This is a genomic window from Ideonella sp. sgz306126 (genome assembly GCF_056032705.1).
The window spans coordinates 193,190-217,187 of sequence record NZ_JBVYWP010000003.1; the positions used below are offsets into that span (position 1 = coordinate 193,190).

19 protein-coding genes are annotated in these 23,998 nt (G+C 69.7%); 10 read left to right on the forward strand and 9 right to left on the reverse strand.

Features of this window, described 5'->3' with window-relative positions; translation table 11 throughout:
• Nucleotides 1–6: 6 nt before the first annotated feature.
• From AC0N04_RS09390 to AC0N04_RS09410, 5 genes are all read right to left on the reverse strand, one after another.
• Nucleotides 7–1,134 carry an efflux RND transporter periplasmic adaptor subunit gene (locus AC0N04_RS09390; protein ID WP_474280870.1) on the reverse strand — a complete coding sequence of 376 codons (1,128 nt, stop codon included), beginning with the start codon at nucleotides 1,132–1,134 and terminating at the stop codon, nucleotides 7–9.
• Between the two features lie 18 nt (nucleotides 1,135–1,152).
• Nucleotides 1,153–2,691, reverse strand: coding sequence for an efflux transporter outer membrane subunit (locus tag AC0N04_RS09395; RefSeq protein WP_474280872.1), 1,539 nt, complete (start codon nucleotides 2,689–2,691; stop codon nucleotides 1,153–1,155).
• A gap of 221 nt (nucleotides 2,692–2,912) precedes the next feature.
• Nucleotides 2,913–4,640, reverse strand: coding sequence for an urease subunit alpha (ureC, locus tag AC0N04_RS09400; RefSeq protein ID WP_474280874.1), 1,728 nt, complete (start codon nucleotides 4,638–4,640; stop codon nucleotides 2,913–2,915).
• Nucleotides 4,640–4,945 carry an urease subunit beta gene (locus AC0N04_RS09405; RefSeq protein ID WP_474280876.1) on the reverse strand — a complete coding sequence of 102 codons (306 nt, stop codon included), beginning with the start codon at nucleotides 4,943–4,945 and terminating at the stop codon, nucleotides 4,640–4,642. Before AC0N04_RS09405 ends, ureC begins: the two co-directional genes overlap by 1 nt.
• A gap of 98 nt (nucleotides 4,946–5,043) precedes the next feature.
• Nucleotides 5,044–5,346, reverse strand: a complete 303-nt coding sequence (locus tag AC0N04_RS09410; protein WP_474280878.1) for an urease subunit gamma — start codon at nucleotides 5,344–5,346, stop codon at nucleotides 5,044–5,046.
• 269 nt (nucleotides 5,347–5,615) lie between these two features.
• Here AC0N04_RS09410 and glgC point away from each other — a divergent pair, with 269 nt between their 5' ends.
• The 6 genes from glgC to AC0N04_RS09440 all read left to right on the forward strand — a co-directional run bounded on the left by glgC (nucleotide 5,616) and on the right by AC0N04_RS09440 (nucleotide 14,462).
• Nucleotides 5,616–6,899, forward strand: a complete 1,284-nt coding sequence (glgC, locus tag AC0N04_RS09415; RefSeq protein WP_474280880.1) for a glucose-1-phosphate adenylyltransferase — start codon at nucleotides 5,616–5,618, stop codon at nucleotides 6,897–6,899.
• A 5-nt stretch (nucleotides 6,900–6,904) separates the two neighbouring features.
• Entirely contained in the window at nucleotides 6,905–8,350 is a 1,446-nt protein-coding gene (gene glgA / locus AC0N04_RS09420; protein WP_474282021.1) for a glycogen synthase GlgA, read from the forward strand.
• Nucleotides 8,351–8,399: 49 nt separating this feature from the next.
• Nucleotides 8,400–10,868, forward strand: coding sequence for a glycogen/starch/alpha-glucan phosphorylase (locus AC0N04_RS09425; protein WP_474280882.1), 2,469 nt, complete (start codon nucleotides 8,400–8,402; stop codon nucleotides 10,866–10,868).
• Nucleotides 10,869–10,962: 94 nt separating this feature from the next.
• A complete protein-coding gene (locus AC0N04_RS09430; RefSeq protein ID WP_474280885.1) occupies nucleotides 10,963–11,316 on the forward strand; it encodes a hypothetical protein in 354 nt (117 codons plus the stop codon).
• Between the two features lie 82 nt (nucleotides 11,317–11,398).
• Nucleotides 11,399–13,129: an ABC transporter permease gene (locus tag AC0N04_RS09435; RefSeq protein WP_474280887.1), complete on the forward strand. Its 1,731-nt coding sequence runs from the start codon at nucleotides 11,399–11,401 to the stop codon at nucleotides 13,127–13,129.
• 22 nt (nucleotides 13,130–13,151) lie between these two features.
• Nucleotides 13,152–14,462, forward strand: a complete 1,311-nt coding sequence (locus tag AC0N04_RS09440; RefSeq protein ID WP_474280889.1) for an ABC transporter ATP-binding protein — start codon at nucleotides 13,152–13,154, stop codon at nucleotides 14,460–14,462.
• A 79-nt stretch (nucleotides 14,463–14,541) separates the two neighbouring features.
• On the opposite strand, the gene AC0N04_RS09445 is transcribed toward AC0N04_RS09440, so the two are convergent.
• The 4 genes from AC0N04_RS09445 to AC0N04_RS09460 all read right to left on the reverse strand — a co-directional run bounded on the left by AC0N04_RS09445 (nucleotide 14,542) and on the right by AC0N04_RS09460 (nucleotide 20,867).
• Nucleotides 14,542–14,844: a hypothetical protein gene (locus AC0N04_RS09445; protein ID WP_474280891.1), complete on the reverse strand. Its 303-nt coding sequence runs from the start codon at nucleotides 14,842–14,844 to the stop codon at nucleotides 14,542–14,544.
• A gap of 248 nt (nucleotides 14,845–15,092) precedes the next feature.
• Nucleotides 15,093–16,586 carry a hypothetical protein gene (locus AC0N04_RS09450; protein WP_474280893.1) on the reverse strand — a complete coding sequence of 498 codons (1,494 nt, stop codon included), beginning with the start codon at nucleotides 16,584–16,586 and terminating at the stop codon, nucleotides 15,093–15,095.
• A 21-nt stretch (nucleotides 16,587–16,607) separates the two neighbouring features.
• Nucleotides 16,608–19,568, reverse strand: coding sequence for a type VI secretion system Vgr family protein (locus AC0N04_RS09455; protein ID WP_474280895.1), 2,961 nt, complete (start codon nucleotides 19,566–19,568; stop codon nucleotides 16,608–16,610).
• 171 nt (nucleotides 19,569–19,739) lie between these two features.
• Nucleotides 19,740–20,867: a GGDEF domain-containing protein gene (locus AC0N04_RS09460; RefSeq protein WP_474280897.1), complete on the reverse strand. Its 1,128-nt coding sequence runs from the start codon at nucleotides 20,865–20,867 to the stop codon at nucleotides 19,740–19,742.
• A 205-nt stretch (nucleotides 20,868–21,072) separates the two neighbouring features.
• Here AC0N04_RS09460 and AC0N04_RS09465 point away from each other — a divergent pair, with 205 nt between their 5' ends.
• The 4 genes from AC0N04_RS09465 (at nucleotide 21,073) to AC0N04_RS09480 (ending at nucleotide 23,927) form a co-directional block, all read left to right on the forward strand.
• On the forward strand, nucleotides 21,073–21,450 hold the full coding sequence (locus AC0N04_RS09465; protein WP_474282023.1) for a COG4315 family predicted lipoprotein: 378 nt from the start codon (nucleotides 21,073–21,075) through the stop codon (nucleotides 21,448–21,450).
• A gap of 19 nt (nucleotides 21,451–21,469) precedes the next feature.
• A complete protein-coding gene (locus AC0N04_RS09470; protein ID WP_474280900.1) occupies nucleotides 21,470–21,988 on the forward strand; it encodes an RNA polymerase sigma factor in 519 nt (172 codons plus the stop codon).
• Nucleotides 21,985–22,800 (forward strand): anti-sigma factor family protein, encoded by an 816-nt coding sequence (locus tag AC0N04_RS09475; protein ID WP_474280903.1) that lies wholly within the window; start codon nucleotides 21,985–21,987, stop codon nucleotides 22,798–22,800. The genes AC0N04_RS09470 and AC0N04_RS09475 overlap by 4 nt, the downstream gene beginning before the upstream one ends.
• A 146-nt stretch (nucleotides 22,801–22,946) precedes the next feature.
• Nucleotides 22,947–23,927, forward strand: coding sequence for a recombination-associated protein RdgC (locus tag AC0N04_RS09480; protein ID WP_474280905.1), 981 nt, complete (start codon nucleotides 22,947–22,949; stop codon nucleotides 23,925–23,927).
• Nucleotides 23,928–23,998 lie beyond the last annotated feature (71 nt).

Here is a 23,998-nt window from a genome sequence, read left to right on the forward strand (position 1 = left end):
GTGGCCTCAACGTTCCTGCGGCGTCGGGTTCGCGCTGTTGGCGGGCTGCACCGAGTTGTCCACCAGCACCGGCGTGCCGGTCTTGAGCTTGAGTTGCCCGCTGGTGACGACCTGCTGGCCGGCCTCCAGGCCCTTCAGGATCGCCACCTGGTCGCCCCGGGTGTCGCCGGTGGTGACGAAGACCTGCTGCGCCACCAGGCCGGTCTTGCCGTCGGCGCCCGGCTTGTCGGCGGGCTTGAGCACGAACACGGTCGAGCCGTAGGGGTTGTAGGTGATCGCGGTCTGCGGCAGCGTCAGGTAGCGCTGCGGCGCGCCCACGTTGACGTTGACCTTGGCGAACATGCCCGGCAGCAGCTTGTGGCCGGCGTTGTCCAGCGTGGCCTCGACCTGCACGTTGCGGGTGGCCGGGTCGAGCTTGCTGTTGATCGCGCTGATCTTGCCGACGATGGCCTGGCCCGGCAGCGCGTCGACGCCGACGTCCACCGTCTGCCCGACGGCCAGCTGCGCAATGCGCTGCTGCGGCAGGTTGAAGTCGACGTAGATCGGGTTGACGTTCTGCAGCGTGACGATCTTGTCGCCGGTGTTCAGGTACTGTCCGGGCATCACGGTGCTGATGCCGAGCTGGCCCGCGAACGGTGCGCGGATCGTCTTCTTCTCGACGGTCGCGCGTTGCTGCGCCACCTGGGCCTGCTTGGCCTTCAGGTCGGCGCGGTCGGCGTCGAGCTGGGCCTGGCTGATCGCGTGGATCTCGGCCTGGGCGCTGTCGCGCTTGAGCACCACCGCCGACAGGTCGGCCGCCGCCTCGGCGACCTGCAGCAAGGCCTTGTCGCTGTCGGCATTGAGCTGCACCAGCACCTGGCCGGCCTTGACCGTCTGGCCCGACTTGAATTCGACGCTGCGCACCAGACCGGTGACCTCGGTGCTCAGGTCCACGCCGCGCACCGGCACCAGGGTGCCGATCGAGTTGAGCTGCGGCTGCCATTCGAGCGATTCGACCCGGGTCGTGCTGACGGTCTGCGGCCCGGGCTTGGGCGCGCTGGCGATCAGCTTCTGGATGTGCAGGTAAAAGCCGAAGGCGAGGGCGGCCACCAGCAGCAGCACCGCGCCGAGCATGATCAGCATGCGTTTGGTCATTGTTCTTCTCCGTGCAATTCAGGAATTCTTGGAAGCCAGGGCCGGCGCGTGCCACCAGCCGCCACCGAGCGACTGGAACAGCGCCGCGGTGTCGGCGTAGCGGGCGGCGCGCGCGCCCACCAGGTTGATGCGGGCCTGTTGCTCGCCGCGCTGGGCGTCCAGCAGCGCGAGGTAGCCGACGGCGCCGAGCTGGTACTGCTGGGTGGTCAGCGTCAAGGTCTGGTGCGCCAGCGCTGCCGCGTCCGTCTGAGTCTGCAGCACCTGGGCGTCGAACTCGATCGCGCGCAGGCTGTCGGCCACGTTCTGGAAAGCCTGCAGCACCGTGCCGCGGTACTGCGCCGCGGCGGCGTCCAGGGCGGCCTGAGCGGCGCGCTGCTTCGCGCTCAACGCCCCGCCGTTGAAGATCGGCTGGGTCACGCCGGCCAGCAGGCTCCAGAAGCCCCAGCCGCTGCCGAACAGGTTGCTCTCCTTGAGCGCGGCCGAACCCAGGCTGGCGCTGAGGTTGATCTGCGGGTACAGGTTGGCGGTGGCGACGCCGAGCTGGGCCGCTGCGGCGTGCAACTGGGCCTCGCTGGCGCGGATGTCCGGGCGCTGGCGCACCAGGTTCGAGGCCAGCGAGACCGGCAGGTCCTGCGGCAGGCTCAGCGCATCGAGGCTGAAGGGGCCCTGGCCCGGCTCGCTGGGCAGGCGCCCGGCCAGCACGGCCAGCAGGTGGCGCGTCTGGGCCAGCGATTTCTCCAGCGCCGGCACGCCGGCGCGGGTCGCGGCCACCGCGCCTTGCTGGGCGACCACCGGCAACTGGCCGACGGCGCCCAACTGGAACTGGCGTTGCAGCAAGGCCAACTGCTGCTCCTGCGCGGCCAGCAGCTCGTTCGTCGCCTGCAACTGGGCGCGCAGCGCCGCCTCGCGGATCGCCGCCGTCACCACGTTGGCGCTGAGCGCCAGCCGCGCCGCTTCCAGCTGGTACTGCTGGGTGTCGACCAGGGCCTGCTGGCCCTCCAGCGCGCGGCGATTGGCGCCGAACAGATCGACCGTGTACGAGACGTTGACCGCCGCGTTGTACAGCGTGTATTCGACGCCGCCGGGCGCGCCGCTGGAGACCGCCGAGGCGTGCTGGCGACTGATGCCCAGCTGGCCGGTCACGCTGGGCATCTCCAGCTGTCCCGAGGCGGCGCGATAGCTCTCCTGGGCCTGGCGCAGCGTGGCCTGGGCGGCGGCCAGCGTCGGGCTGTTCTTCAGCGCCTGGTCGATCAGCCGGTTCAGCGCCTCGGAGTGGTACAGCGTCCACCATTGGGCCGGGATGTCCTGGTCGGCGACGAAACGCTGGGCCACGCCGTCGGCGCCCGTCGAGGCCACCGTCTGGTCCGGCAGCGGGCCTTCGGTGTAGTGCGCACCTTGCGCGGCTGCGGGGGGCGCCGGCGCCTTGAAGTCGGGGCCCATGGCGCAACCGCCCAGCGCGGCACACACCAGTAGCCATCCCAGCGGTCGGCGCCGCAGCCGCGCGGGCAGCCTCGCCGTCTTGCACACCGCTCCGGGCGATGCTTCGAGTGTCAACATTTCGTCCTCCAGACGCAGGCGGCGGTCTCCGCGGCGAACCTTTCGCGTGATCGGCCAGCCGGCCACACCCCGAGCAAGGCCCTCGCCGTTGCTGCACCGCATTCTTCGCAGCCGGCGATTCTGGCAGGAGTCGCGCCGCCATGCTGGCGCGAGGTCGGGCTGCGATGTAAAGCCCCCGCAACGCCCGCCCGTTCGCGAGGTCGGCCACCGCGGGCGGCCCGTCAGAACAGGAAGTAGCGCTGCGCCATCGGCAGCACGGTGGCCGGCTCGCAGGACAGCAACTGGCCGTCGGCGCGCACCTGGTAGGTCTGGGCGTCGATCTCCATCACCGGCGTGTAGTGGTTGTGCACCATGTGCTGCTTCTTGACCGTGCGGCACGCCTTCACCGCGGCCAGCCGCTTGTGCAGGCCGTAGCCTTCGGCGGCACCGCTGGCCAGCGCGGCCTGGCTGACGAAGCTTAGCGAGCCGCGCGACAGCGCGCCGCCGAAGCTGCCGAACATCGGCCGGTAGTGCACCGGTTGCGGCGTGGGGATGCTGGCGTTCGGGTCGCCCATCGCGGCCATCGCGATGAAGCCGCCCTTGAGGATCAGGCTGGGCTTCACGCCGAAGAAGGCCGGGCGCCAGAACACCAGGTCGGCCCACTTGCCGACCTCGATGCTGCCGACCTCGTGGGCGATGCCGTGCGACAGCGCCGGGTTGATGGTCAGCTTGGCCAGGTAGCGCTTGACGCGGGCGTTGTCGTGGCGTTCGGTGTCGCCCGGCAACGGCCCGCGCTGCTGCTTCATCTTGTGCGCGGTCTGCCAGCAGCGGATGCTGACCTCGCCGACGCGGCCCATGGCCTGCGAGTCGGAGCTGAACATGCTGATGGCGCCCAGGTCGTGCAGGATGTCCTCGGCGGCGATGGTCTCGCGGCGGATGCGGCTCTCGGCGAAGGCCAGGTCCTCGGCGATGGAGGCATCCAGATGGTGACAGACCATCAGCATGTCCAGGTGCTCGTCCAGCGTGTTCACCGTGTACGGTCGTGTCGGGTTGGTGGAGGAGGGCAGCACGTTGGCCTCGCCCACCACCTTCATGATGTCGGGCGCGTGGCCGCCGCCGGCGCCTTCGGTGTGGAAGCTGTGGATGGTGCGGCCCTTGAACGCGGCGATGGTGTCCTCGACGAAGCCCGATTCGTTCAGCGTGTCGGTGTGGATCGCCACCTGCACGTCGGTCTGCTCGGCCACGCCCAGGCAGCAGTCGATCGCCGCCGGCGTGGTGCCCCAGTCCTCGTGCAGCTTCAGGCCGATCGCGCCGGCCTCGACCTGCTGCTCCAGCGCCGCCGGGCGGCTGGCGTTGCCCTTGCCGAAGAAGCCCAGGTTCATCGCGAAGCCGTCGGCCGCCTGCAGCATGCGGGCGATGTTCTCGGGGCCGGGCGTGCAGGTGGTGGCGAAGGTGCCGGTGGCCGGTCCGGTGCCGCCGCCCAGCATCGTCGTGACGCCGCTGGCCAGCGCCTCTTCGATCTGCTGCGGGCAGATGAAATGGATGTGGGTGTCGACGGCGCCGGCGGTGACGATCAGGCCCTCGGCCGCAATCACCTCGGTGCCCGGGCCGATGACGATGTCGACCCCGGGCTGCACGTCGGGGTTGCCGGCCTTGCCGATGGCCGCGATGCGCTGGCCGCGCAGGCCGATGTCGGCCTTGACGATGCCCCAGTGGTCGAGGATCAGCGCATTGGTGATCACGCAGTCCACCGCCTCGCGCACGCCCGGGCCGTTGGGCACCTGGCTCTGGCCCATGCCGTCGCGGATGGTCTTGCCGCCGCCGAACTTCACCTCTTCGCCGTAGCCGCCGGCGCGCAGGGTGTAGTCGTCCTCGACCTCGATGATCAGGTCGGTGTCGGCCAGCCGCACGCGGTCGCCGAGCGTCGGGCCGAACATCTCGGCGTAGGCACGCTTGCCGATCTGAGCCATCAGAGTTTTCCTTGCACTTGGCCGCGGAAGCCATAGACCGTCCGGCTGCCGGCGTAGTCCACCAGCTCCACGGTGCGCTGCTGGCCGGGCTCGAAACGCACGGCCGTGCCGCTGGCGATGTTCAGCCGCATGCCGAAGGCGGCGTCGCGGTCGAAGCGCAAGCCGGCGTTGGTCTCGGCGAAGTGGTAATGCGAGCCGACCTGGATCGGCCGATCACCGGCGTTTTCCACCACCAGGCTGCGGGTGCGGCGGCCGGGGTTCAGGGGCAGGTCGCCGGGGTCGGTGAGCAATTCGCCAGGGATCATGGGGAGCTCCGTTCAGGGGCGCCGCAGCCCGATGCGGGCGGGGCGCCTCGGGTCATGCGACGGTGGGGTGGGGCGCTCGACACCAGGATGGTGCATCCTCAGTCGATCGGTTGGTGCACGGTCACCAGCTTGGTGCCGTCGGGGAAGGTGGCTTCGATCTGGATCTCGGGCACCATCTCGGCCACGCCGTCCATCACCTGGCGACGGCTGAGCACGGTCTTGCCTTCGCTCATCAGCTGCGCGACCGACTTGCCGTCGCGCGCGCCTTCCATGATGGCGGCGCTGATCAGCGCGATCGCCTCCGGCACGTTCAGCTTCAGCCCGCGCGCCAGGCGGCGCTCGGCCAGCAGGGCGGCGGTGAAGATCAGCAGCTTGTCTTTTTCGCGAGGGGTCAAGTCCATCCAGGTCTCCTGCCGGCGGCGGCCGCGACGACGGCCGTGCGGCGGCACTTGGGTGCGTCGGCAAGTATCCAGCAAGGCCCGGGCCACCGCCAGCTTTCCGGCCGGGCCGGGTCTCGCTTCGGGTTCATCGCGAGGGGCCGCGCCAGAGAGGCGTCCGGTTTCCAGGGCAAGATGGGAGGCCGGCATGAAAAGCGCAAGACAGAATCGCAACATCCCAGCGTTCGTGCTGCCCGGCGCCGGCGGCATCGCGAAGATTCGGAGACAAGCCCATGGACCTCACCCGCAATGCTCGATCGCGCCAACTCGCCCGCCGCACCCTGGCCCTGGTGCTGGCCGGGGGGCGAGGCTCCCGCCTGATGGATTTGACGAACAACCGCGCCAAGCCGGCGGTGCATTTCGGCGGCAAGTTCCGCATCATCGATTTCGCGATGTCGAACTGCCTGAATTCGGGCATGCGCCGGATCGGCGTGATCACCCAGTACAAGTCGCATTCGCTGCTGCGCCATCTGCAGCGCGGCTGGAGCTTCATGCGCAATGAGATGAACGAGTTCGTCGACCTGCTGCCCGCCCAGCAGCGGCTGGACGAGGAGCACTGGTACCGCGGCACCGCCGATGCGATCTGGCAGAACCTGGACATCATCCGCAACTCGACGCCGCCCGACTACGTCGTGGTGCTGGCGGGCGACCATGTCTACAAGATGGATTACTCCATCATGCTGGCCGACCATGTCGACAGCGGCCGCGGCGTCACGGTCGGCTGCATCGAGGTACCGCGCGAGGAGGCCAAGGGCTTCGGCGTGATGGCGATCGACGCCCAGCGCCGCATCACCGAATTCGTCGAAAAGCCCGCCGATCCGCCGGCGATGCCCGGCAACCCCGGCCTGTCGCTGGCCAGCATGGGCATCTACGTGTTCAGCGCCGACTACCTGTTCCGGCTGCTCGAAGAGGACGCTGCCGAGCCGTCGTCCAGCCACGATTTCGGCAAGGACCTGATCCCCAAGGCCGTGCGCGAAGGCCAGGCGCTGGCGCACCCGTTCTCGATGTCGGCGATCGCCAACCCGCCGTTCTCGCGCGCCTACTGGCGCGACGTCGGCACCGTCGATGCGTACTGGGCCGCCAACCTGGATCTGGCCTCGACCACGCCCGAGCTGAACATGTACGACGGCGAATGGCCGATCTGGACCTACCAGGAGCAGCTGCCGCCGGCCAAGTTCGTGCACGACGAGCCCGCCGCCGGCCGGGTCGGCCAGGCCATCGACAGCCTGGTCTCGGGCGGCTGCATCGTCTCCGGCGCCACGGTGCGCGATTCGGTGCTGTTCTCGAACGTGCTGGTGCGCTCCTACAGCCAGATCGACCACACCGTGGTGCTGCCCGACGTGCAGATCAATCGCCACTGCCGGATCAAAAACGCGGTGATCGATCGCCGCTGCAAGCTGCCCGAAGGCCTGGTGATCGGCGAGGATGCCGAGCTCGACGCCAGCCGCTTCTACCGCAGCCCGGGGGGCGTCGTGCTGGTGACGCGCGACATGATCGCCCGCCTGGGCAAGGGGTGACTCCGATGCGCGTGCTGCAGGTTTGCGCCGAGATCTTTCCCCTGCTCAAGACGGGCGGGCTGGCCGACGTGGCCGGGGCGCTGCCGGCCGCGCTGGCGGCGGCCGGTGTCGACGCGCGTGTGCTGCTGCCGGGCTTCGAGGCCATCCTAGCCGGCCTGCACGAGCCGGTCGCCGTGGCCGAGCTGCCCCCGCATGGCCGGGTGCCCGGCGCCCGCCTGCTGTTGGGCGCGCTGCCGGCCTGCGGCTGCCAGGCCTATGTGGTGGACGCGCCGTCGCTGTACCGCCGCGACGGCGGGCCCTACGCCGACGCGCGTCAGCATCCGTTTGCCGACAACCACCTGCGCTTCGCCCGGCTGGGTTGGGCGGCCGCCGAACTGGCGCGCGGCATCGACCCGGCGTGGCGCGCCGAACTCGTGCATGCGCACGACTGGCACGCCGCGCTGGCGCCGGCGTGCATCAAGGCGCTGGGGGCGCCGACGGCCTCGGTCTACACGGTGCACAACCTGGCGTACCAGGGCCACTTCGACGCCCGGCTGTTCCCCGACCTCGGCCTGCCGCCGAGCTATTTCCAGCCCGAGGGGCTGGAGTGCTACGGGCAGCTCAACTTCATGAAGGCCGGGCTGTATTTCGCCGACCGGCTGACCACCGTCAGTCCCACCTATGCCCGCGAGATCCAGCAGCCCGAACAGGGCCAGGGGCTGGACGGCCTGCTGCGGGCGCGGGCTGGCGTGCTGTACGGCATCCTGAACGGGGTCGACGCGGCGGTCTGGCAGCCGGCGTGCGACCCGCTGATCGAATCGACCTACGACGCGGGCGAGATGGCCGGCAAGGCGCGCTGCAAGGCCGCCCTGCAGGCGCGGCTGGGCCTGGCCGGCGACGCCCGCGGGCCGCTGTTCGTCGTCGTCTCGCGGCTGACCGAGCAGAAGGGCCTGCACCTGGTCCAGGAGACGCTGCCCGCGCTGGTCGAGCGCGGCGGGCAGTTCGCCTTGCTGGGCAGCGGCGATGCGGGCATGGAAGCTGCGTTCACCGCGCTGGCCCAGGCCCACCCGCGCGCTGTGGCGGTGCGCATCGGCTACGACGAGCCGTTTGCGCACCAGTTGGTGGCGGGCGGCGACGTGATCATGGTGCCCTCGCGCTTCGAACCCTGCGGATTGACCCAGCTCTACGGCCTGGCCTATGGCTGCCTGCCGCTGGTGCGGCGCGTCGGCGGCCTGGCCGATACCGTCACCGATGCCTCGCTCGAAGCGCTGGACGAAGGCCGCGCCACCGGCTTCGTGTTCGACGAGTTCAGTCCCGCGGGGCTGGACGCGGCGATCCGGCGCGCCTTCGCGCTGTACCGGCGCGAAGGCGACTGGCGGGCGGTGCAGCGCAGCGCGATGGCCCAGCGCCACGACTGGGCCGTCGCGGCCCGGGCCTACGTGCAGGTCTACCGCCAGGCGCTGTCGCATTGACGCGCCGATGGACCGGCCGATTTCATTGACCCCCCAAGCGGATCCCCCGATGGACCTGACCCAGTTCGAGCACCAGTACGACCAACTCGCCGGCGATGTGCCGGCGCTCAAGCGCGCGATCGCCAACAAGCTGATGTACCAGGTCGGCAAGGACCCGATCTCGGCCCGGCCCGAGGACTGGATGCACGCCGCGGCCTACGCGGTGCGCGATCACCTGGTCGAGCGCTGGATGAAGACCACCCGCGCGCAGTACGCGCAGGACGTCAAGCGGGTCTACTACCTGTCGATGGAGTTCCTGATCGGCCGCACCTTCAGCAACGCGGTGCTCGCGCTGGACCTGATGCCGGCGCTCAGGCAGGCCTTGTCGGAGCTGGAGGTCGACATCGACGGCCTGTTCGAGCTCGAACCCGATGCCGCGCTGGGCAACGGCGGTCTGGGCCGGCTGGCGGCCTGCTTTCTCGATTCGATGGCGACGCTGGGCGTGCCGGGTTTCGGCTACGGCATCCGCTACGACTACGGCATGTTCCGCCAGCAGATCGTCGACGGCCGCCAGGTCGAGGCGCCGGACTACTGGCTGACCGGCGGCAACCCCTGGGAGTTCCCGCGGCCCGAGGTCACCTTCCGGGTGCGTTTCGGCGGCCGGCTCGAAGAGCAGGGCAGCGGCGCCGGCACGGTGGTGCGCTGGCTCGACACCGACGACGTGCTGGCGATGGCCTACGACACCATCATCCCCGGCTACGGCACCACCGCCACCAACACGCTGCGCCTGTGGAGCGCCAAGGCCACCGAGGAGATGGACCTCAAGGCCTTCAATCAGGGCAATTACTTCGGCGCGGTCGAGGGCAAGAACCACAGCGAGAACGTCTCGCGCGTGCTCTATCCGGACGACTCGACGCTGTCCGGGCGCGAACTGCGGCTGCGCCAGGAATACTTCTTCGTCAGCGCCAGCGTGCAGGACCTGGTGCGGCGCTACCTGCGCGGCCATGCCGGCTTCGAGCGCCTGGCCGACAAGGTCAGCATCCACCTGAACGACACCCACCCGGTGCTGGCCATCCCCGAGCTGATGCGGGTGCTGCTGGACGAGCACCGCCTGGCCTGGGACCAGGCCTGGGCGCTGTGCCAGAAGGTCTTCAGCTACACCAACCACACGCTGATGCACGAGGCGCTGGAGACCTGGCCGGTGGAGATGTTCGGCCGCGTGCTGCCGCGCCACCTGCGCATCGTCTTCGACATCAATGCCCATTTCCTGACCGAGCTCACGCGCAGCCACGGTGCCGACCCGGAGCTGATGCGCCGCCTGTCTCTGATCGACGAATCGGGCGAGCGCCGCGTGCGCATGGCCTACCTGGCGGTGGTGGCCAGCCACTCGGTCAACGGCGTTTCGGCGCTGCACTCCGAGCTGATGCAGCAAAGCATCTTCGCCGACTTCGCCCGGCTGTGGCCCGAGCGCTTCAACAACAAGACCAACGGCGTCACGCCGCGGCGCTGGCTGGCCCACGCAAATCCGGGCCTGGCGGCGCTGCTGGACGCCCGCATCGGCCATGGCTGGCGGCGCGATCTCGACCAGTTGCAGGGCATCAGGGCGGCGATCGAGCTGCCCGGCTTCCTGGGCGCGTTCCGCCGCGTCAAGCGCCAGAACAAGGAGCGACTGGCCGCGCTGGTGGCCCGGCAGCTCGGCGTGAACCTGAACCCCGACGCCTTGTTCGACGTGCAGGTCAAGCGCATCCACGAGTACAAGCGCCAGTTGCTCAACGTGCTGCACGTGATCACCCGCTACCAGCGCATCCTGGCCGATCCGGACGGCCACGGGGTGCCGCGGGCGGTGGTGTTCGCCGGCAAGGCCGCCTCGGCCTACAAGACGGCCAAGCTGATCATCCAGCTGATCAACGACGTGGGCCGGGTCGTCAACAACGACCCGCGGGTGGGCGACCGGCTCAAGGTCGTCTTCATTCCGAACTACAGCGTCAGCTTGGCCGAGGTCATCATGCCGGCGGCCGACCTGAGCGAGCAGATCTCCACCGCCGGCACCGAGGCCTCCGGCACCGGCAACATGAAGTTCGCACTCAACGGCGCGCTGACCATCGGCACGCTCGACGGCGCCAACGTCGAGATGCGCGATCATGTGGGCGCGGACAACATCTTCATCTTCGGCCACACCACGCCCGAGGTCGCCGAGTTGAAGGCCGGGGGCTACCAGCCGCGCGACTGGGTCGACAAGGACCCTGAACTCGCGGCCGTGCTGGACGCCCTGCGCAGCGGCGTCTTCAGCCCCGGCGAGCCCGGCCGCTACCAGGCCATCGTCGACGCGCTCGTCCACTGGGGCGACCATTACCTGCTGCTGGCCGACTACCGGAGCTACGTCGACACCCAGGACCAGGTGGACATGCTCTACCGCAGCGCCGATGCCTGGACCCGCAAGGCCGTGTTGAACGTCGCCGGCATGGGCTACTTTTCATCCGACCGCACGATCGCCGAATACGCCCACGAGATCTGGCACAGCCCGCCGGTGCAGCTGTAATCCAGCCCGGGCACGCGGCCCGCGCGGCCGCGGCGCCGGCGCCCCGCGGCTAGAATCCGCCGCTTCCTTCTTCCGACGCCCGAGGCACCCCGCCGTGGACCTGAAACTGCCCATCCGAATCATCGACGAGCTGGCCGACAGCGTGGTCGAATCCACCGGCGTGCTCGACCTGGCCAGCGGCGAGATCCGGGATGTCCGGCTGTCGGACGACAACGACCCGCCGTACGACGGCTTCCCGGGCGAGGACGAAGACTACGACTTCACCAGCGGCATCCTCAGCAACGGCAAGAAAGAGGTCGAGTTCCGGGTCGAGGTCGACGTGGTCGGCCGCAAGTACTCGGTCACGCCGAGCGAGTTGCTGGAGCTCAAGGGCCGGGCGGCGCGGCTGTTTTCGGCCGCTCCGGGCCAGCCTCCGGCGGCCGACAGCGGCGGCCGCACGCGACGCTGACCTTCCGCGCTTCATCGTTCCGTCACGCGCCAGCGCGACAATGGCGGGTTGACCGGGGCGCACCACGCACCCCCAGCCGGCCATGACCAACTTCAAGACCTACTTTCCTCGCCAGGTGGTGGACGCTGGCGGCAACCGCTGGGACTGGGCGCTGTTCCCGCTGGTGATGGCGATCCTGGTCGGCCTGGCCTATGGCGCGCGGCAGATGGCCACGCCCTACCAGCTGGGCACCGAGCTGCCGATCTCGCTCGATCCCATCGGCCTGCCTTATTACCTGCTGCGCACCACCTTGCGCATGTTCATGGCGCTGGCGCTGGCGCTGGGCTTCAGCATCGGTTTCGCGGTGTTGGCGGCACGTTACCGGGCGGCCGAAAAGGTGCTGGTGCCGCTGCTCGACATCCTGCAGTCGATCCCCATCCTGGGTTTCCAGGCGATCGCCGTCGCGCCGTTCATCGCGCTGTTCCCGGGCAATCTGTTCGGGGTCGAATGCGCGGCGATCTTCGCGATCTTCACCTCGCAGGCCTGGAACATGGCGTTCAGCCTGTACCAGTCGCTCAAGACCGTGCCGCCCGAGTTGCAGGAGGCCGCGCGGGTGTTCCAGATGTCGGGCTGGCAGCGTTTCTGGCGGCTGGACATGCCGTTCGCGATGCCCGCGCTGCTGTGGAACATGATGATGTCGATGTCGGGCGGGTGGTTCTTCGTGGTCGCGTCGGAGGCGATCTCGGTGTCGAACCAGAGCATCAAGCTGCCGGGCATCGGCTCGTACATCGCGCAGGCGATCGAGGCCAAGAACCTGGGGGCGATCGGCTGGGCGGTGGGCGCGATGCTGGTGGGCGTGCTGCTGTACGACCAGCTGTTCTTCCGCCCGTTGCTGGCCTGGGCCGACCGCTTCCGATTCGAGGAGATCGGTGGCGGCCAGGCACAGGACTCGTGGCTGCTGACCTGGCTGCGCCGTACCGATCGGCTGCAAAGCATGGCCGGCGTCGTCTCGCGCGGGCTGGATCGCTCGATCACGCTGTTTCGCATCTCGCACGACGGCACGTCGATCCGTGCCCGCGCGACACCCACCTCGCCGACCGTGACCCGGGTCTGGGACGCGGTGGTGGCCGCGCTGGTGATGCTGGCGGCGTGGCGGTTGTTCGATTTCATCCATGCCGAGGTCGGCTGGGCCGAAGTCGGCCACGTGGTCCTGCTCGGCTTCTTGACGCTGATCCGGGTGGTGGTGCTGATCGCGTTGGCGGCGCTGTTCTGGGTGCCGGTGGGCATCTGGATCGGCATGAATCCGCGGCTGTCCGAGCGCATGCAGGCGGTGGCGCAGTTTCTGGCGGCGTTTCCGGCGAACCTGATGTTCCCGGTCTTCGTGCTGGTGATCGTGCGTTTCCACCTGAATGCCGACCTGTGGCTGTCGCCGCTGATGATCTTCGGCACCCAGTGGTACCTGCTGTTCAACGTCATCGCCGGCGCGTCGACCATTCCCACCGAGCTGCGCTACGCGGCGCGCAACCTGGGACTCAAGGGGGCGCTGAAGTGGCGTCGCTACCTGCTGCCGGCAGTGTTTCCGAGCTTCGTCACCGGCGCCATCACCGCCAGCGGCGGTTCGTGGAACGCCAGCATCGTGTCCGAGTACGTGACCTGGGGCAGCACCACGGTGCAGGCCCACGGCATCGGCAGCTACATCGCCCAGATGACCGCCGCCGGCGACTTCCCGCGCATCGCGCTGGGCATCGGCGTGATGTGCATCTACGTGATGACGCTGAACCATTTCGTCTGGCGCCGGTTGTACCGGATGACCGAAGATCGACTGAATTTCTGAGCCTTGCAGGCGCACCCGCACCATGAGCCAACCCATCGTTGAACTGAAAGGCGTCGGCAAGTCGTTCAAGGCCGCCGACGGCGCGCCGCGCAACGTGCTCGACGCGGTCGACTTCACGCTGCGCGAGCGCGAGATCGTCGCGCTGTTGGGCCAGTCGGGCTCGGGCAAGTCGACGTTGCTGCGCATCATGGCCGGCCTGATCGAAGCCGACCGCGGCGACGTGCTCTACCGCGGCCAGCCGCTGTACGGTCCGGCCCGCGGCATCAGCATGGTGTTCCAGTCGTTCGCGCTGTTCCCGTGGCTGACGGTGCAGCAGAACGTCGAGATCGGCCTGGAGGCTCGCGGCATGCCGCCCGAGGAACGCGCCCGCCGCGCCGAGGCGGCGATCGAGCTGATCGGCCTCTCGGGTTTCGAGAGCGCGCTGCCGCGCGAACTGTCGGGCGGCATGCGCCAGCGGGTGGGCATCGCCCGAGCGCTGGTGGTCGACCCTGACGTGCTGCTGATGGATGAGGCCTTCTCGGCGCTGGACGTGCTGACCGGCGAGGGCCTGCGCGACGACATCCTGGAACTGTGGGAGGAGCAGCAGATCCCGACCAAGGCCATCCTGGTGGTCTCGCACAACATCGAAGAGGCAGTGATGATGGCCGACCGCGTGCTGATCTTCGCCAGCGACCCCGGCCGCGTGAAGTTCCAGATGGTGGTCAACCTGCCGCGCCCTCGCAATGCCGACAGCGCCGAGGTGCGCGCGCTGGTCGACGAGATCTACGCGGTGATGACGGCCGGCCGCGTGCGCACCGGCCGCGCGGCGGAGGAGCCGGAGCGCATGCGCCTGGACGAGCGCCTGCCCGAGGCCAACATCGGCCGCATGGAGGACTTGCTGGAGCGCCTGCTCGACGAGCCGTTCAAGGGCCGTGCCGACCTGCCGCAACTGGCCGAGGAAACCGAGCTCACCGACGAGGAACTGCTGCCGCTGGTCGAGGCACTGGCGATGCTCGACCTGGCGCAGCTGGCCGGCGGCGACGTCACCGTGACCCCGCTGGGCATCCACTACGTGGAAGCCGAAAACGCCGAGCGCCAGGTCTTGTTCGGCCAGCAGCTGCTGGCCCGGGTGCCGCTGGCCGCGCACATCCGCCACAGCCTGCTCCAGGAGCCTTCGGGCGAACTGCCCGAGGAGCCGTTCCTGCGGCTGCTGCGCGAGAGCCTGGACGCCGAAGAGGCCGAGCGCGTGCTGCGGGTGGCGATCGAATGGGGCCGCCACGGCGAAGCCTACGACTACAACTACAACACCGGCCTGATCCAGCTGCCGGAACCGACCCGGCCCGAGGCGGCCTGAGGCGCCCTGAGGCGCCCTGAGCCACGCGGTCCGCGCCCAGGGCGCCCGCGCGGTTCCGTTCACGCCGGCGGCGCACACGTCACTTCGGCAAAGGAACCTCTTCGGCGAACGGAATGGCGTCCTCCTCGGCCAGTCCGCCGCCGCGGCTGGAGTGCGGCGGCTCGATCATCTCGAACAGCCGGGCCCCCTTGGCGGGCGGTGTCAGCTTGCCGTCCTCGTAGACGAACCGGACGTTGTTCTTCAGCGCAATGACGCTGCGCTTCTTGCCCCACGACGCCCAATGGAATTCGTTGCAGGCGTTCTTGACGCCGAAGGCGATGACCTTGACGGGTTGGCGGGAGAGGTCGATCAGGTAGAGGTTGGTTGAGCAACCGGTCTCCACAGGGAAGTGTCCACTCTTGAAAATCCATACAGATAAGTCATCGCTTCGGTCTTCTCGAAAAAGGGCTTCGTCCTCAACGATCTTGGTCAGACCGACAGATAGGGAAACCTGATATTGCCCTTCCCCAACTTTGCAGGTTGTAGTGAAAAGTCTCCCGAACTGTGTGTCTACTCCTCGGCCCTTCTCGCAGGGCTCAACGCCAGAGCAGACCCCACACAAAGTCATCATCGCAAGGAATATCAATGGCCTCATAGTGAGGAAACCTCCTCTCCGCCAACCGCTACCAAAATGCCTGAAAGATCGTTGGGCAGCGCTGGGCTTGAACAGTGAAACCTCTTGCTCTCCCTGAATCGATCGTCGATGTACTTCGCAAGCCAAGATCTGTAGGCATCCTCAACGTCGTCACCAGATTCCCGCATTGCTTTTTCGACCCCGCTGTTCCCGATCTGCGCCACAAACTTCCGTCTGAGTGCCTGCTTGGCCTTGTCCGTCGGCGCCAGCGTGTTGCTGATGAACGCTGGCCCGGCCCCCTCGCCTTCGTGATGCATCAGGTACATCAGCTTGGCCTTGTCCATGTCGGCCAGTCCGTCGATCTTGAAACCCTTGGCCTTGAGGAGTTGAAGGTTGGCATGGCCATAGTCTGCGGCGGCGTTGATCGACCAGGTGGGGTCCATGCGCATCGACAGACAGGCCTTGACATGGGCATCCGTGCGATGTGACGCAGGCGCGAGGGTGGTCTGGCCATCGGCCAACACGAACACCCAGCGTTGACCGAGTTTGGGGACGTCTTCCAGGCGCACCCAGCCTGCGATTCTGCTTTGATCGTGGATGTAGCGTCCAGGGATGAGCACGTGGCCCAGCCAAGTGCTCGCAAGAAACTGCGTGAGCCCGGCCGCGCCGCTCTGCGCGTTGCCGGAGTCGGCCTTCCAGAGCTCGTGGACCGTTCTCATGCGAGCCTGGCCTGTCCTGTCCCTGAGCGGATTTCCGTCCCGATCTCGCAGCGCGATGTGCTCGGCCACCTTGGCGGCTTCGCAGTCGATGAGCGCGCAGATCGCCTGGGGGATCAGGCCCAGGCGCTGGGCTGCACCCAGGATGGCCTCGCGATAGACGTTGTTCTTGCCCAGCACCAGTTGGTCTTTGTTCGGGCACTCCGGTCCCGCCACCAGCGTCACCGGGTTGCCCGAGGTGGTCAGGCCATGCTGGGCCGCTGGGTTGCGCGCAGCTTGCAAAGTGTGCGCTGCAATGACGGGGGAAAATGCCGTCTCTGCCGCGGCCCGGGCGCCGTTGGCTTGCCACCAGGGCACCGACAGATCCACTTTCCGTGGCCTCGGCTTCGAGGGATGGGGGGGCGGTTCGGGGGCAGCCTGGTCCGCCGTCCGTGGTGCCGGGGGCAGCGTTTGCTGGTGCGCGCGCAGGGGCATGTCCACCACCACCTTGGGACTGCGGATGATCACGGCATGCGTGCATTGCGCCAGGTCGAGCACGCACACCTGTTGGCGCTTGCCGGTGGCATCGAGAACATCGACCGGCGCGTGAGCGGTGCTGTCCACATCAAACGCCATCGTGATGTCACCTGCTGCCGAGGTGACGGCTGCCAGCTCGCCAGCGGGCAGGCCGACGAACACCTGAAGGTTTCTGATGGGTTGATCCAGGGCATCCCGGAACAGCAGCGGAACCAGGTATTCCTCTTCGGCCTGGCTCCCATCCGGGGCGTGGGCAGGGGCGGTTTGCGTTTCTGACATGGCTCTGTCGCGACGGTGGATTCAGGGGACCAGGCCATCATCGACCGCTGCGGGTCGTGGGGCGTCCTGGAGGTAGCTCACTCGCCACGCGCCGGCGGGGCCGACGAGCAAGACGTTGTCTTCTGGACGCTCGCGCAGTCGTCGCGGCGCCATGGCGCCATGGCGGACGCGGGCCTGATCGACCAAGGACTGGTCAGCCACGAGTCGAACGCCCAACGGGGTGCCGTCGGCCTGCAAGGGGTGGTACAGCGCCAGGCGCTCGCTGTGCTGCGCCGCCGGAGCCGACATCAGCGGCATGGCGGCGACAGCCGTCGCCAGCCCACTTGGCAACTCCGCCGCCCCTGCCGCACCGCTCCCGCCCGCACGGAACCCATGCGCGCTGCCTCGGGCTGTCCAGGTGCCCGGGGTGGTGAAGGTGATGTCGGGGCCGTCGAGCGCGATGGCGCTGTCGCCACCGACGAGCTCGATCCTGTCGTGCGCGGTGAGGTGGATCTCGCCATTGACGCTGAGGATCTGGATGTTCTGATCGGCCAGGATCTGCAGGGCGTCGGTGTGGGCGCGCAGGCTGAGGGGACCGCGGGCGGCGATGGCCTGCAGGCCACCGGCGTGGGTGTAGAGGCTGGCGGTGCGGCCGGCCACGGTGCTGTGGGTGTGGGCGGCGGCGTCGTGCTGGTCGCCCTGGCTGGTCAGGCCGAGGACCTGGCCCGCCAGGTGGGTGAGGGCGCCATCACTGGCCCAGGCCAGGGTGCTGGGGGTGTCCATCACGATCAGCGGCTTGGCAAAGGCCTCCACCGGACCGGCCAGGTTCCGGTCGTGGGCCTTGAGCGCATCCTGGCCGTGGACCTGGGCCGGGTGCCTGCCCTCTTGCGTGGGGTCGATGGCCTGGGTGACTTGAGCCAGGGCCTGGCCGGCATCGACGCTGTGCAGGGCCTGCGCGGTGCCGGTCTGCGCGGCCTGGCTCAGCGCCTGGGCCAGGCCGCGGGCGGCCTGCAGGTGGCTCAGCGTCTCGGCGGCGTCCATCTGGGTGGCGTCGGCGCCGCCATCGCCGGCGCTGCGCACGTGGGTGCTGAGGATCAGGCCGCGGGCGGCGCGCAGGCTGGTCCAGGCCTGGGTACCGGCTTCGAAGCCCGAGCCGCGCCAGGCTCCGCGCCGGGCCCCCTGGGCCGGCTGGGCGATCAGATGGCCCAGGCCCAGTTCGGCCGCGCTGTAGCTGCACAGCAGGCGCATGCGCAACTGGCCGGTGGCGTCGTCCATCACCCATTGGTTGTAGCCTGCCGAGTCCAGGCTGGGCGTGTGCAGGCCGCTGAGGACGCCGGGGTGGTTCGCACCCGAATCCACGCCCGCCGCAAAGGGGGGCGTGTCCTGGCCGTTGTACAGGGCGGCGACGATGACCGGCCGGTCGATGTCGGCCTCGATGAAATCCACCAGCACTTCGCTGCCGACGCGCGGGGTGAACACCGCGCCCCAGTTGGCGCCGGCACTCGGGCCGGCCACCCGCACCCAGGTGCCCGAGTGCTCGTTGCCGGGGGCGTTGCCTCGGGCGTCGGGGCCGGGGTCATGGGCCAGGCCGCCGGCCAGCGGGCGCGTGCCGCGTTGCCAGGGGAACTGGATCTTGACCCGGTGGTCGCGGTCGGTGGTGAGGGCTTCGCCCGAGAGGCCGACCACGACGGCGGTCTGGCATCCGGGGGCGGTGGGTTTGCGCTGCAGGCGCGGCACCACCGGGGCGGCGGCCGGGCTGGCGAGGAAGTGGTTCTTGTAGCTGCCGCGCTCCAGGTCGGTGGTGCTCAGCAACAGGGCGGCCTGGGCACCGAGGTTGTTGGCCGCGTGGTGTTCGACGGCCAGCAGCGTGAAACGGTTGTCCGGGCGCGGATGGGTGCCGAGCGCGGCCGCCGGGAGGGTGGCGTGGGCGCCGTACAAGGGGTGGTCGATCAGCGCGAACTGGCTGCCAGCCTGGAGGTGTCGGGCGCTGCCCTGGCCCTCGAACTGCTTGACGCCCAACTCCAGCGCCGCCAGTGCCAGTTCGGCCGCGCGCCGGGCATGGGTGGTGTCCTGGTAGCGGTAGGCGCCCGCACCGTCGTAGAACTCCAGCGTGGGCAACTCGCCCAAGGCCAGCACGCTGCCGAGTTCGACGCCGGTGCCGGCCAGTTGGCGGTAGTTCCAGCTGCCCAGGCTCACCGCCGTCGGTTGCAGGCTGCGCCGCGCGGCAAAGGCGGTGACGGCCTCATGCTGGCCGGCAAAGCGCAGGTCGCCCAGGTCGGGGCGCGGTGCCTGGCGGTCGCTGACGACCAGGGTGTGCAGTGCGGCGCTGGCGCGGTCCACCGTGGCATGGGCGTCGTGTTCGAAGTGGTAGGCCAGGCCCTCTTCCGCCAGCAGCCGGGTGACGAAGTCCAGGTCGCTCTCGCGGAACTGGCAGCACAGGCTGCGGGTGCGCAGGGTCTCGGTGACCTCGAGCCGGTAGGCCGCCTGCGGGTAATCGGCAAAGATGTCCTCGATGATCTGGGTGGCCGTCTTGTCCTGGTAGATGAAACTGTCGCGTCGCAGGCCCAGCAACGACAGCCAGGGCCGCATCACCAGACGGTAGCGGGCCAGGCCGCCGTCGGAGCCGAGCTGCGCGGCTTCGAACACGTAGCCGTGCCAGGGCCGGTAGCGGCCATCGGCCTGCAGCAGACCGAGCGACATCTGCTGGCCGATCAGGCGCTTGAGCGGCAGATGGGCGCTGGTCGACAGGCTGTCGACGATCAGTTCGAAAGGCTGGCTGACGGCCTCGCGCATCACCAGCCGCTCGGGAATCAGCGCCAGTTCCGGCAGCGCGGTGTGCATTCGCAGCAGCCGGCCCTGCTGCGCGATGCTGGCGAGGAAATCCAGGCGCGACGCCGCGCCGTGCAGCAGGCTGGTTCCGACGTGATCGGCGACGCCCTCGGGCTGGTGGCCCTGTCCCTCCGGGAGGGCGTTCGCCCCGTCGGGCGGCCGGGCGGTGCTCATGACGGCTCCCTTGTCCGTGATTCGTTATGGCGGGGATTTTGTCGATGAACCGCGGGTTTGGGACGGGACTGGAATCACCCATTGGGGGGGGCGGCGACCGGGGCGTGCGCACAAGAAGGGGCGTCGACGCCCCCACGCCTGACGGTCTGCGGCACCGCGCCGCGATGCAGGTCAGTTCGCTTCGACGCGGTCGCGGCCGGCGGCCTTGGCCCGGTAGAGCGCCGCATCGGCGCGGCCAAGCAGGTCGTCGTCGGTGTCGCCGGGCTGCCAGACCGAGATGCCCCAGCTTGCGCTCGGAATCTGGATGCGATCGGCGGCCGGCCGGGCCAGACGACTGCGCAGGCGCTCGACCCGTTGCATGGCCGCGTCGGTCGTGCGGCCCGGCAGCAGCAGACAGAACTCTTCACCGCCATAGCGAAACGCCTGGTCCGGCGCCTGCAGGCCCGCCTGCAACTGGTGGGCAAAGCGGGTCAGCACCCGGTCGCCGACGTGGTGGCCCAACTGGTCGTTGACCGCCTTGAAGTGATCCAGGTCGACCATCACCACCGCAAACGGACGCTGGCTGCGCTGCGCCGTGCCCAGGCTTAGCGCCAGCGCTTCGCCCAGGGCGCGTCGGTTCGGCAGCCCCGTCAGGCCATCGGTCAGTGCCTGGTGGCGCGCCGCCGCTTCGGCGCGCAGCTTGCACATCAGCAGGTAGCCCAGATTGGTGACGACGATGTAGAGAAACCCGTAGACGTAAAGAGGCTGTTGCCAGCTGTCCGGCAGGTTCAGCGCGCCCGGTGTGCTCAGCGTCAGCCACAGCAGCGCCGCCCGGACCGGCAGGACCACGCCCATCGACAGGCACCACAGTGCGACCACCCGCTGCACGCGGCGCGCGTCGGCCGGTGGCTTGCGCCACAGCAGGCGACCGTTGAGCAGCTCGGTCGCGCCGTAGACGAAGCCGTTGAAGATCGTGCTGACGTGGGGATCGGCGCCGCCGGCCACGGCCACGGCCGTGACGGCCCCGACCATCGCCAGCAGCGCCCGCCACGGCACCGGACGCGCGAAATACTGCCGCAGCGCCGCGAAGATCAGCGCCACGCTGAGGCCGCCCAGCAGGTTTCCCACCGACGTGGCCAGCCAGGCCGGCCAGTGCTGCTGGTGGGCCAGCAGCAGGTAGGCCAATCCCTCGGCGGTCAGGCCCAGGGTCCAGGTGCGCAGGCCGTTGTCGCGGTCGCTCTTGCCCTGGGCGAGCCAGAACATCACCGCCGTGGCCACCAGGGCGCAGGTTTCGGCGATGAACAGGGTGCGTACATCCAAGGGAAGGGGCTCCAGGCGGGAACGGGCGCTCGCGAACGCGCGATGCTAGCCTGTGGTCGGCGCAGCGCGGGCCGCACCGCCCCCGGGGAAGACCGGGCGCCGTGACGATTCCCGGGATTTCGGCACGGACGACGGAATATTCAGCGCCGCTGCGGTGTTCATGCAGGTGTCCCTACCTCTTCACTGGAGACTTCCGATGACCAAGATGCCCTCTCTTTCGTCCCTGACCCTGGCCCTGGCGGCGGTCCTGGCCTCAGGCTGCGCGATGACCGGCGGCGGGCCGGCCCAAGTCAGCGAGGGCGTGCTGGTCAGCCCTGGCGGCCTGTCGCTCTACACCTTCGACATGGATCCGGCGGGCGGCGGCAAGAGCGCCTGCAACGGGCCTTGCGCCACCAACTGGCCGCCGCTGCTGGCGGCGATGGACGCCACGCCGCACGGCGACTGGAGCATCGTCCACCGCGACGACGGCCGTCTGCAGTGGGCTTACAAAGGCAAGCCGGTGTATCGCTGGGCCAAGGACACCAAGCCGGGCGACCGCAGCGGCGACGGCTTCAAGTCCGTCTGGCACCTGGCCCGGCCCTGAGCGCTGACGCCGTCGGCCCGTGGGCGTCGAACAGACCCTCGTTCACCTGTCCGCGTTGCGGCGTTATGCCCGCCTGCTGACGGGCGATGCGAGCCGGGCCGACGACCTGGTGCAGGACACGCTGGAGCGTGCCTGCGTCAAGTGGGCGCTGTGGCAGCCGGGATCGGCCCTGCGCGCTTGGCTGCTCTCGCTGATGCACAACCTCTACCTGAACCAGCGACGCGACTGGCGCCACGACGACGACCATGACGAGCTCGACGACCGCCACGAGCCCGCCCACGAGCCCTCGCTCGGGGCGGGCGAGCGCATGGACCTGGAGCGCGCGCTGGCCCGCCTGCCGGCGCCGATGCGCGAGGTGCTGCTGCTGGTGAGCGTCGAGGAATACACCTACGAGGAAGCGGCGGCGCTGCTGGGCGTGCCGGTGGGCACGGTGATGTCGCGCCTGCACCGGGCCCGCGAGCGGCTGCGGCAGCTGCTGGCCGACGGCGGCGGCGCTGCCGCACCGCGTCCGCTCCCCCTGCATCTGGTGAAGCGATGAATCCGTCCCCCGATCCGATCCGTGACGACGAACTGCACGCCTTCGTCGATGGCCTGCTGGCCCCAGAGCGCGCGCCGGCGGTGCTGGCCTGGCTGAGCGCGCATGCGGGCGACGCTGCGCGGGTGGCCGAATGGCAGGCCCACCGTCTGGCGCTGCGGCAGCTCGCGCGCCAGCTGGAACTGGGCGAGGCCCCCGCCGCGCTGACCGAGCGGGTGCGGCGCGAGGCCGGCGGGACGCCGCCGCGCGGCCTGCGCCGCACCCCGCTCTGGACGCAGGCGGTGGCGGCGCTGCTGCTGCTGGCCGTCGGCGTGGCCGGCGGCTGGGGGTGGGGCCGGCGCGAGGCCGGCGTTGACGCCTTGCTGGCCGCGGGTGCCGCGCCGGCCTTCGTCCACGAGGCCTGGGCGGCGCACGCGGTGTTCGTGCCCGAGACGCGCCACCCGGTGGAGGTGGCCGCCGCCGACCAGGCGCACCTGGTGCAGTGGCTCAGCCGGCGCCTCGGGGCGCCGCTGAAAGTGCCGTCGCTGGCCGCCGAGGGCTACCAGCTGCTGGGCGGCCGGCTGCTGCCCGGCGACGGCGTGCCGCGGGCGCAATTCATGTACCAGGACGCCGGCGGCACCCGCGTGACCCTGTACGTGGCGGTGTTCGCGCCCGGCCAGGGCCCGGCCGAGACCGCGTTCCGCTCGGCGCGCGAGGGCGACGGCGAGACGTTCTACTGGGTCGACGATCGCTTCGGCTACGCCCTCAGCGGCCAGATCCCGGCGGCCCGCCTGCAGCGCCTGGCCCGGGCGGTCTACACCCAGCTCGGCGCCTGATCCGGCACCGCGCGCACCCAGGTAGGCACGGCGGCACGGCCCGGGCGACGGGTCGAGGACAATCCCCGCTTTTGGCGGCGCCCGGCGCACGCTGCGCCAAGCCGGCGCAGCCCCGGCCGACGGCGCCCTGGCCCAGAGGGAATCGCTTGTTCAAGAATCTGATCGTTTATCGCGTCGGGCCGGAATGGTCCGCCTCGCTCAGCCAGGCGGAAGAGGCCCTGGCCAAGGCCCGCTTCACCGAATGCGGGGCGACCCAGCCGCAATCCAGCGGCTGGGTCGAGCCGCGCGGCGTGGCCCACGGGCCGCTGGTCGAATCGGTGGGCGGCCAGTGGCTGATGGCGCTGATGGTCGAGCAGCGCATCCTGCCCGGCTCGGTGGTCAAGCGCCGCGTCGAGGAGATGGCCCGCCAGATCGAGCAAAGCACCGGCCGCAAGCCCGGCCGCAAGGAAAGCAAGGACCTGCGCGAGGAGGCCACCCTGGCGCTGCTGCCGCAGGCCTTCACCAAGCAGGCCCGGATCCGCGTCTGGCTCGATCCGACGGCCCGCCTGCTGATGATCGACGCCGGCAGCGCCAAGCGCGCCGAAGAGGTGGCCACGCAGCTGATCAAGGCCTGGAGCGGCCTGGTGCTGCTGCCGCTGCAGACCACGCTGTCGCCCGCCGTGGCGATGGCCGCCTGGCTGGCCCAGGGCGAGGCGCCGGCGGGCTTCACGGTGGACCGCGAATGCGAGCTGAAGGCCGGCGACGAGACCAAGGCCGTGGTGCGCTACGCGCGGCACCTGCTCGACACCGACGACGTGCGCGGCCACATCGCGCTGGGCAAGCAGCCGACCCGGCTGGCGCTGACCTGGCACGGCCGGGTCTCGTTCGTGCTCACCGAGACCTTGCAGATCAAGAAGGTCGGCTTCGACGACGTGGTCTTCGAGAGCCACAAAGGCTCGCAGAACCACCAGGACGACGGCTTCGACGCCGACGCCGCGATCGCCACCGGCGAGCTGTGCCAGCTGATTCCCGATCTGATCGAGGCGCTCGACGGCGAACTGGTGCCGGGCGCGGCGCCGGCGCTCGCTCCGGTGTCCGCGCCGTCCGCCGCCGCAGCGCAGGGCGCCGAGGCTCCGCCCTGGGATTGAACTGGGCGCAGCGCCGCAGCAGGCGTCACGCGCCAGCCGCCGCAGGCGCCGGCGACCCGGCTGTCCAGCGC

Coding starts and splice junctions, on each gene's coding strand:
- AC0N04_RS09465 (WP_474282023.1), top strand. CDS start 21,073: ATGCCCTCTCTTTCGTCCCTGACCCTGGCCCTGGCGGCGGTCCTGGCC.
- AC0N04_RS09395 (WP_474280872.1), bottom strand. CDS start 2,691: ATGTTGACACTCGAAGCATCGCCCGGAGCGGTGTGCAAGACGGCGAGG.
- AC0N04_RS09450 (WP_474280893.1), bottom strand. CDS start 16,586: ATGTCAGAAACGCAAACCGCCCCTGCCCACGCCCCGGATGGGAGCCAG.
- ureC (WP_474280874.1), bottom strand. CDS start 4,640: ATGGCTCAGATCGGCAAGCGTGCCTACGCCGAGATGTTCGGCCCGACG.
- AC0N04_RS09435 (WP_474280887.1), top strand. CDS start 11,399: ATGACCAACTTCAAGACCTACTTTCCTCGCCAGGTGGTGGACGCTGGC.
- AC0N04_RS09425 (WP_474280882.1), top strand. CDS start 8,400: ATGGACCTGACCCAGTTCGAGCACCAGTACGACCAACTCGCCGGCGAT.
- AC0N04_RS09410 (WP_474280878.1), bottom strand. CDS start 5,346: ATGGACTTGACCCCTCGCGAAAAAGACAAGCTGCTGATCTTCACCGCC.
- AC0N04_RS09405 (WP_474280876.1), bottom strand. CDS start 4,945: ATGATCCCTGGCGAATTGCTCACCGACCCCGGCGACCTGCCCCTGAAC.
- glgA (WP_474282021.1), top strand. CDS start 6,905: ATGCGCGTGCTGCAGGTTTGCGCCGAGATCTTTCCCCTGCTCAAGACG.
- AC0N04_RS09390 (WP_474280870.1), bottom strand. CDS start 1,134: ATGACCAAACGCATGCTGATCATGCTCGGCGCGGTGCTGCTGCTGGTG.
- glgC (WP_474280880.1), top strand. CDS start 5,616: ATGGACCTCACCCGCAATGCTCGATCGCGCCAACTCGCCCGCCGCACC.
- AC0N04_RS09440 (WP_474280889.1), top strand. CDS start 13,152: ATGAGCCAACCCATCGTTGAACTGAAAGGCGTCGGCAAGTCGTTCAAG.
- AC0N04_RS09475 (WP_474280903.1), top strand. CDS start 21,985: ATGAATCCGTCCCCCGATCCGATCCGTGACGACGAACTGCACGCCTTC.
- AC0N04_RS09455 (WP_474280895.1), bottom strand. CDS start 19,568: ATGAGCACCGCCCGGCCGCCCGACGGGGCGAACGCCCTCCCGGAGGGA.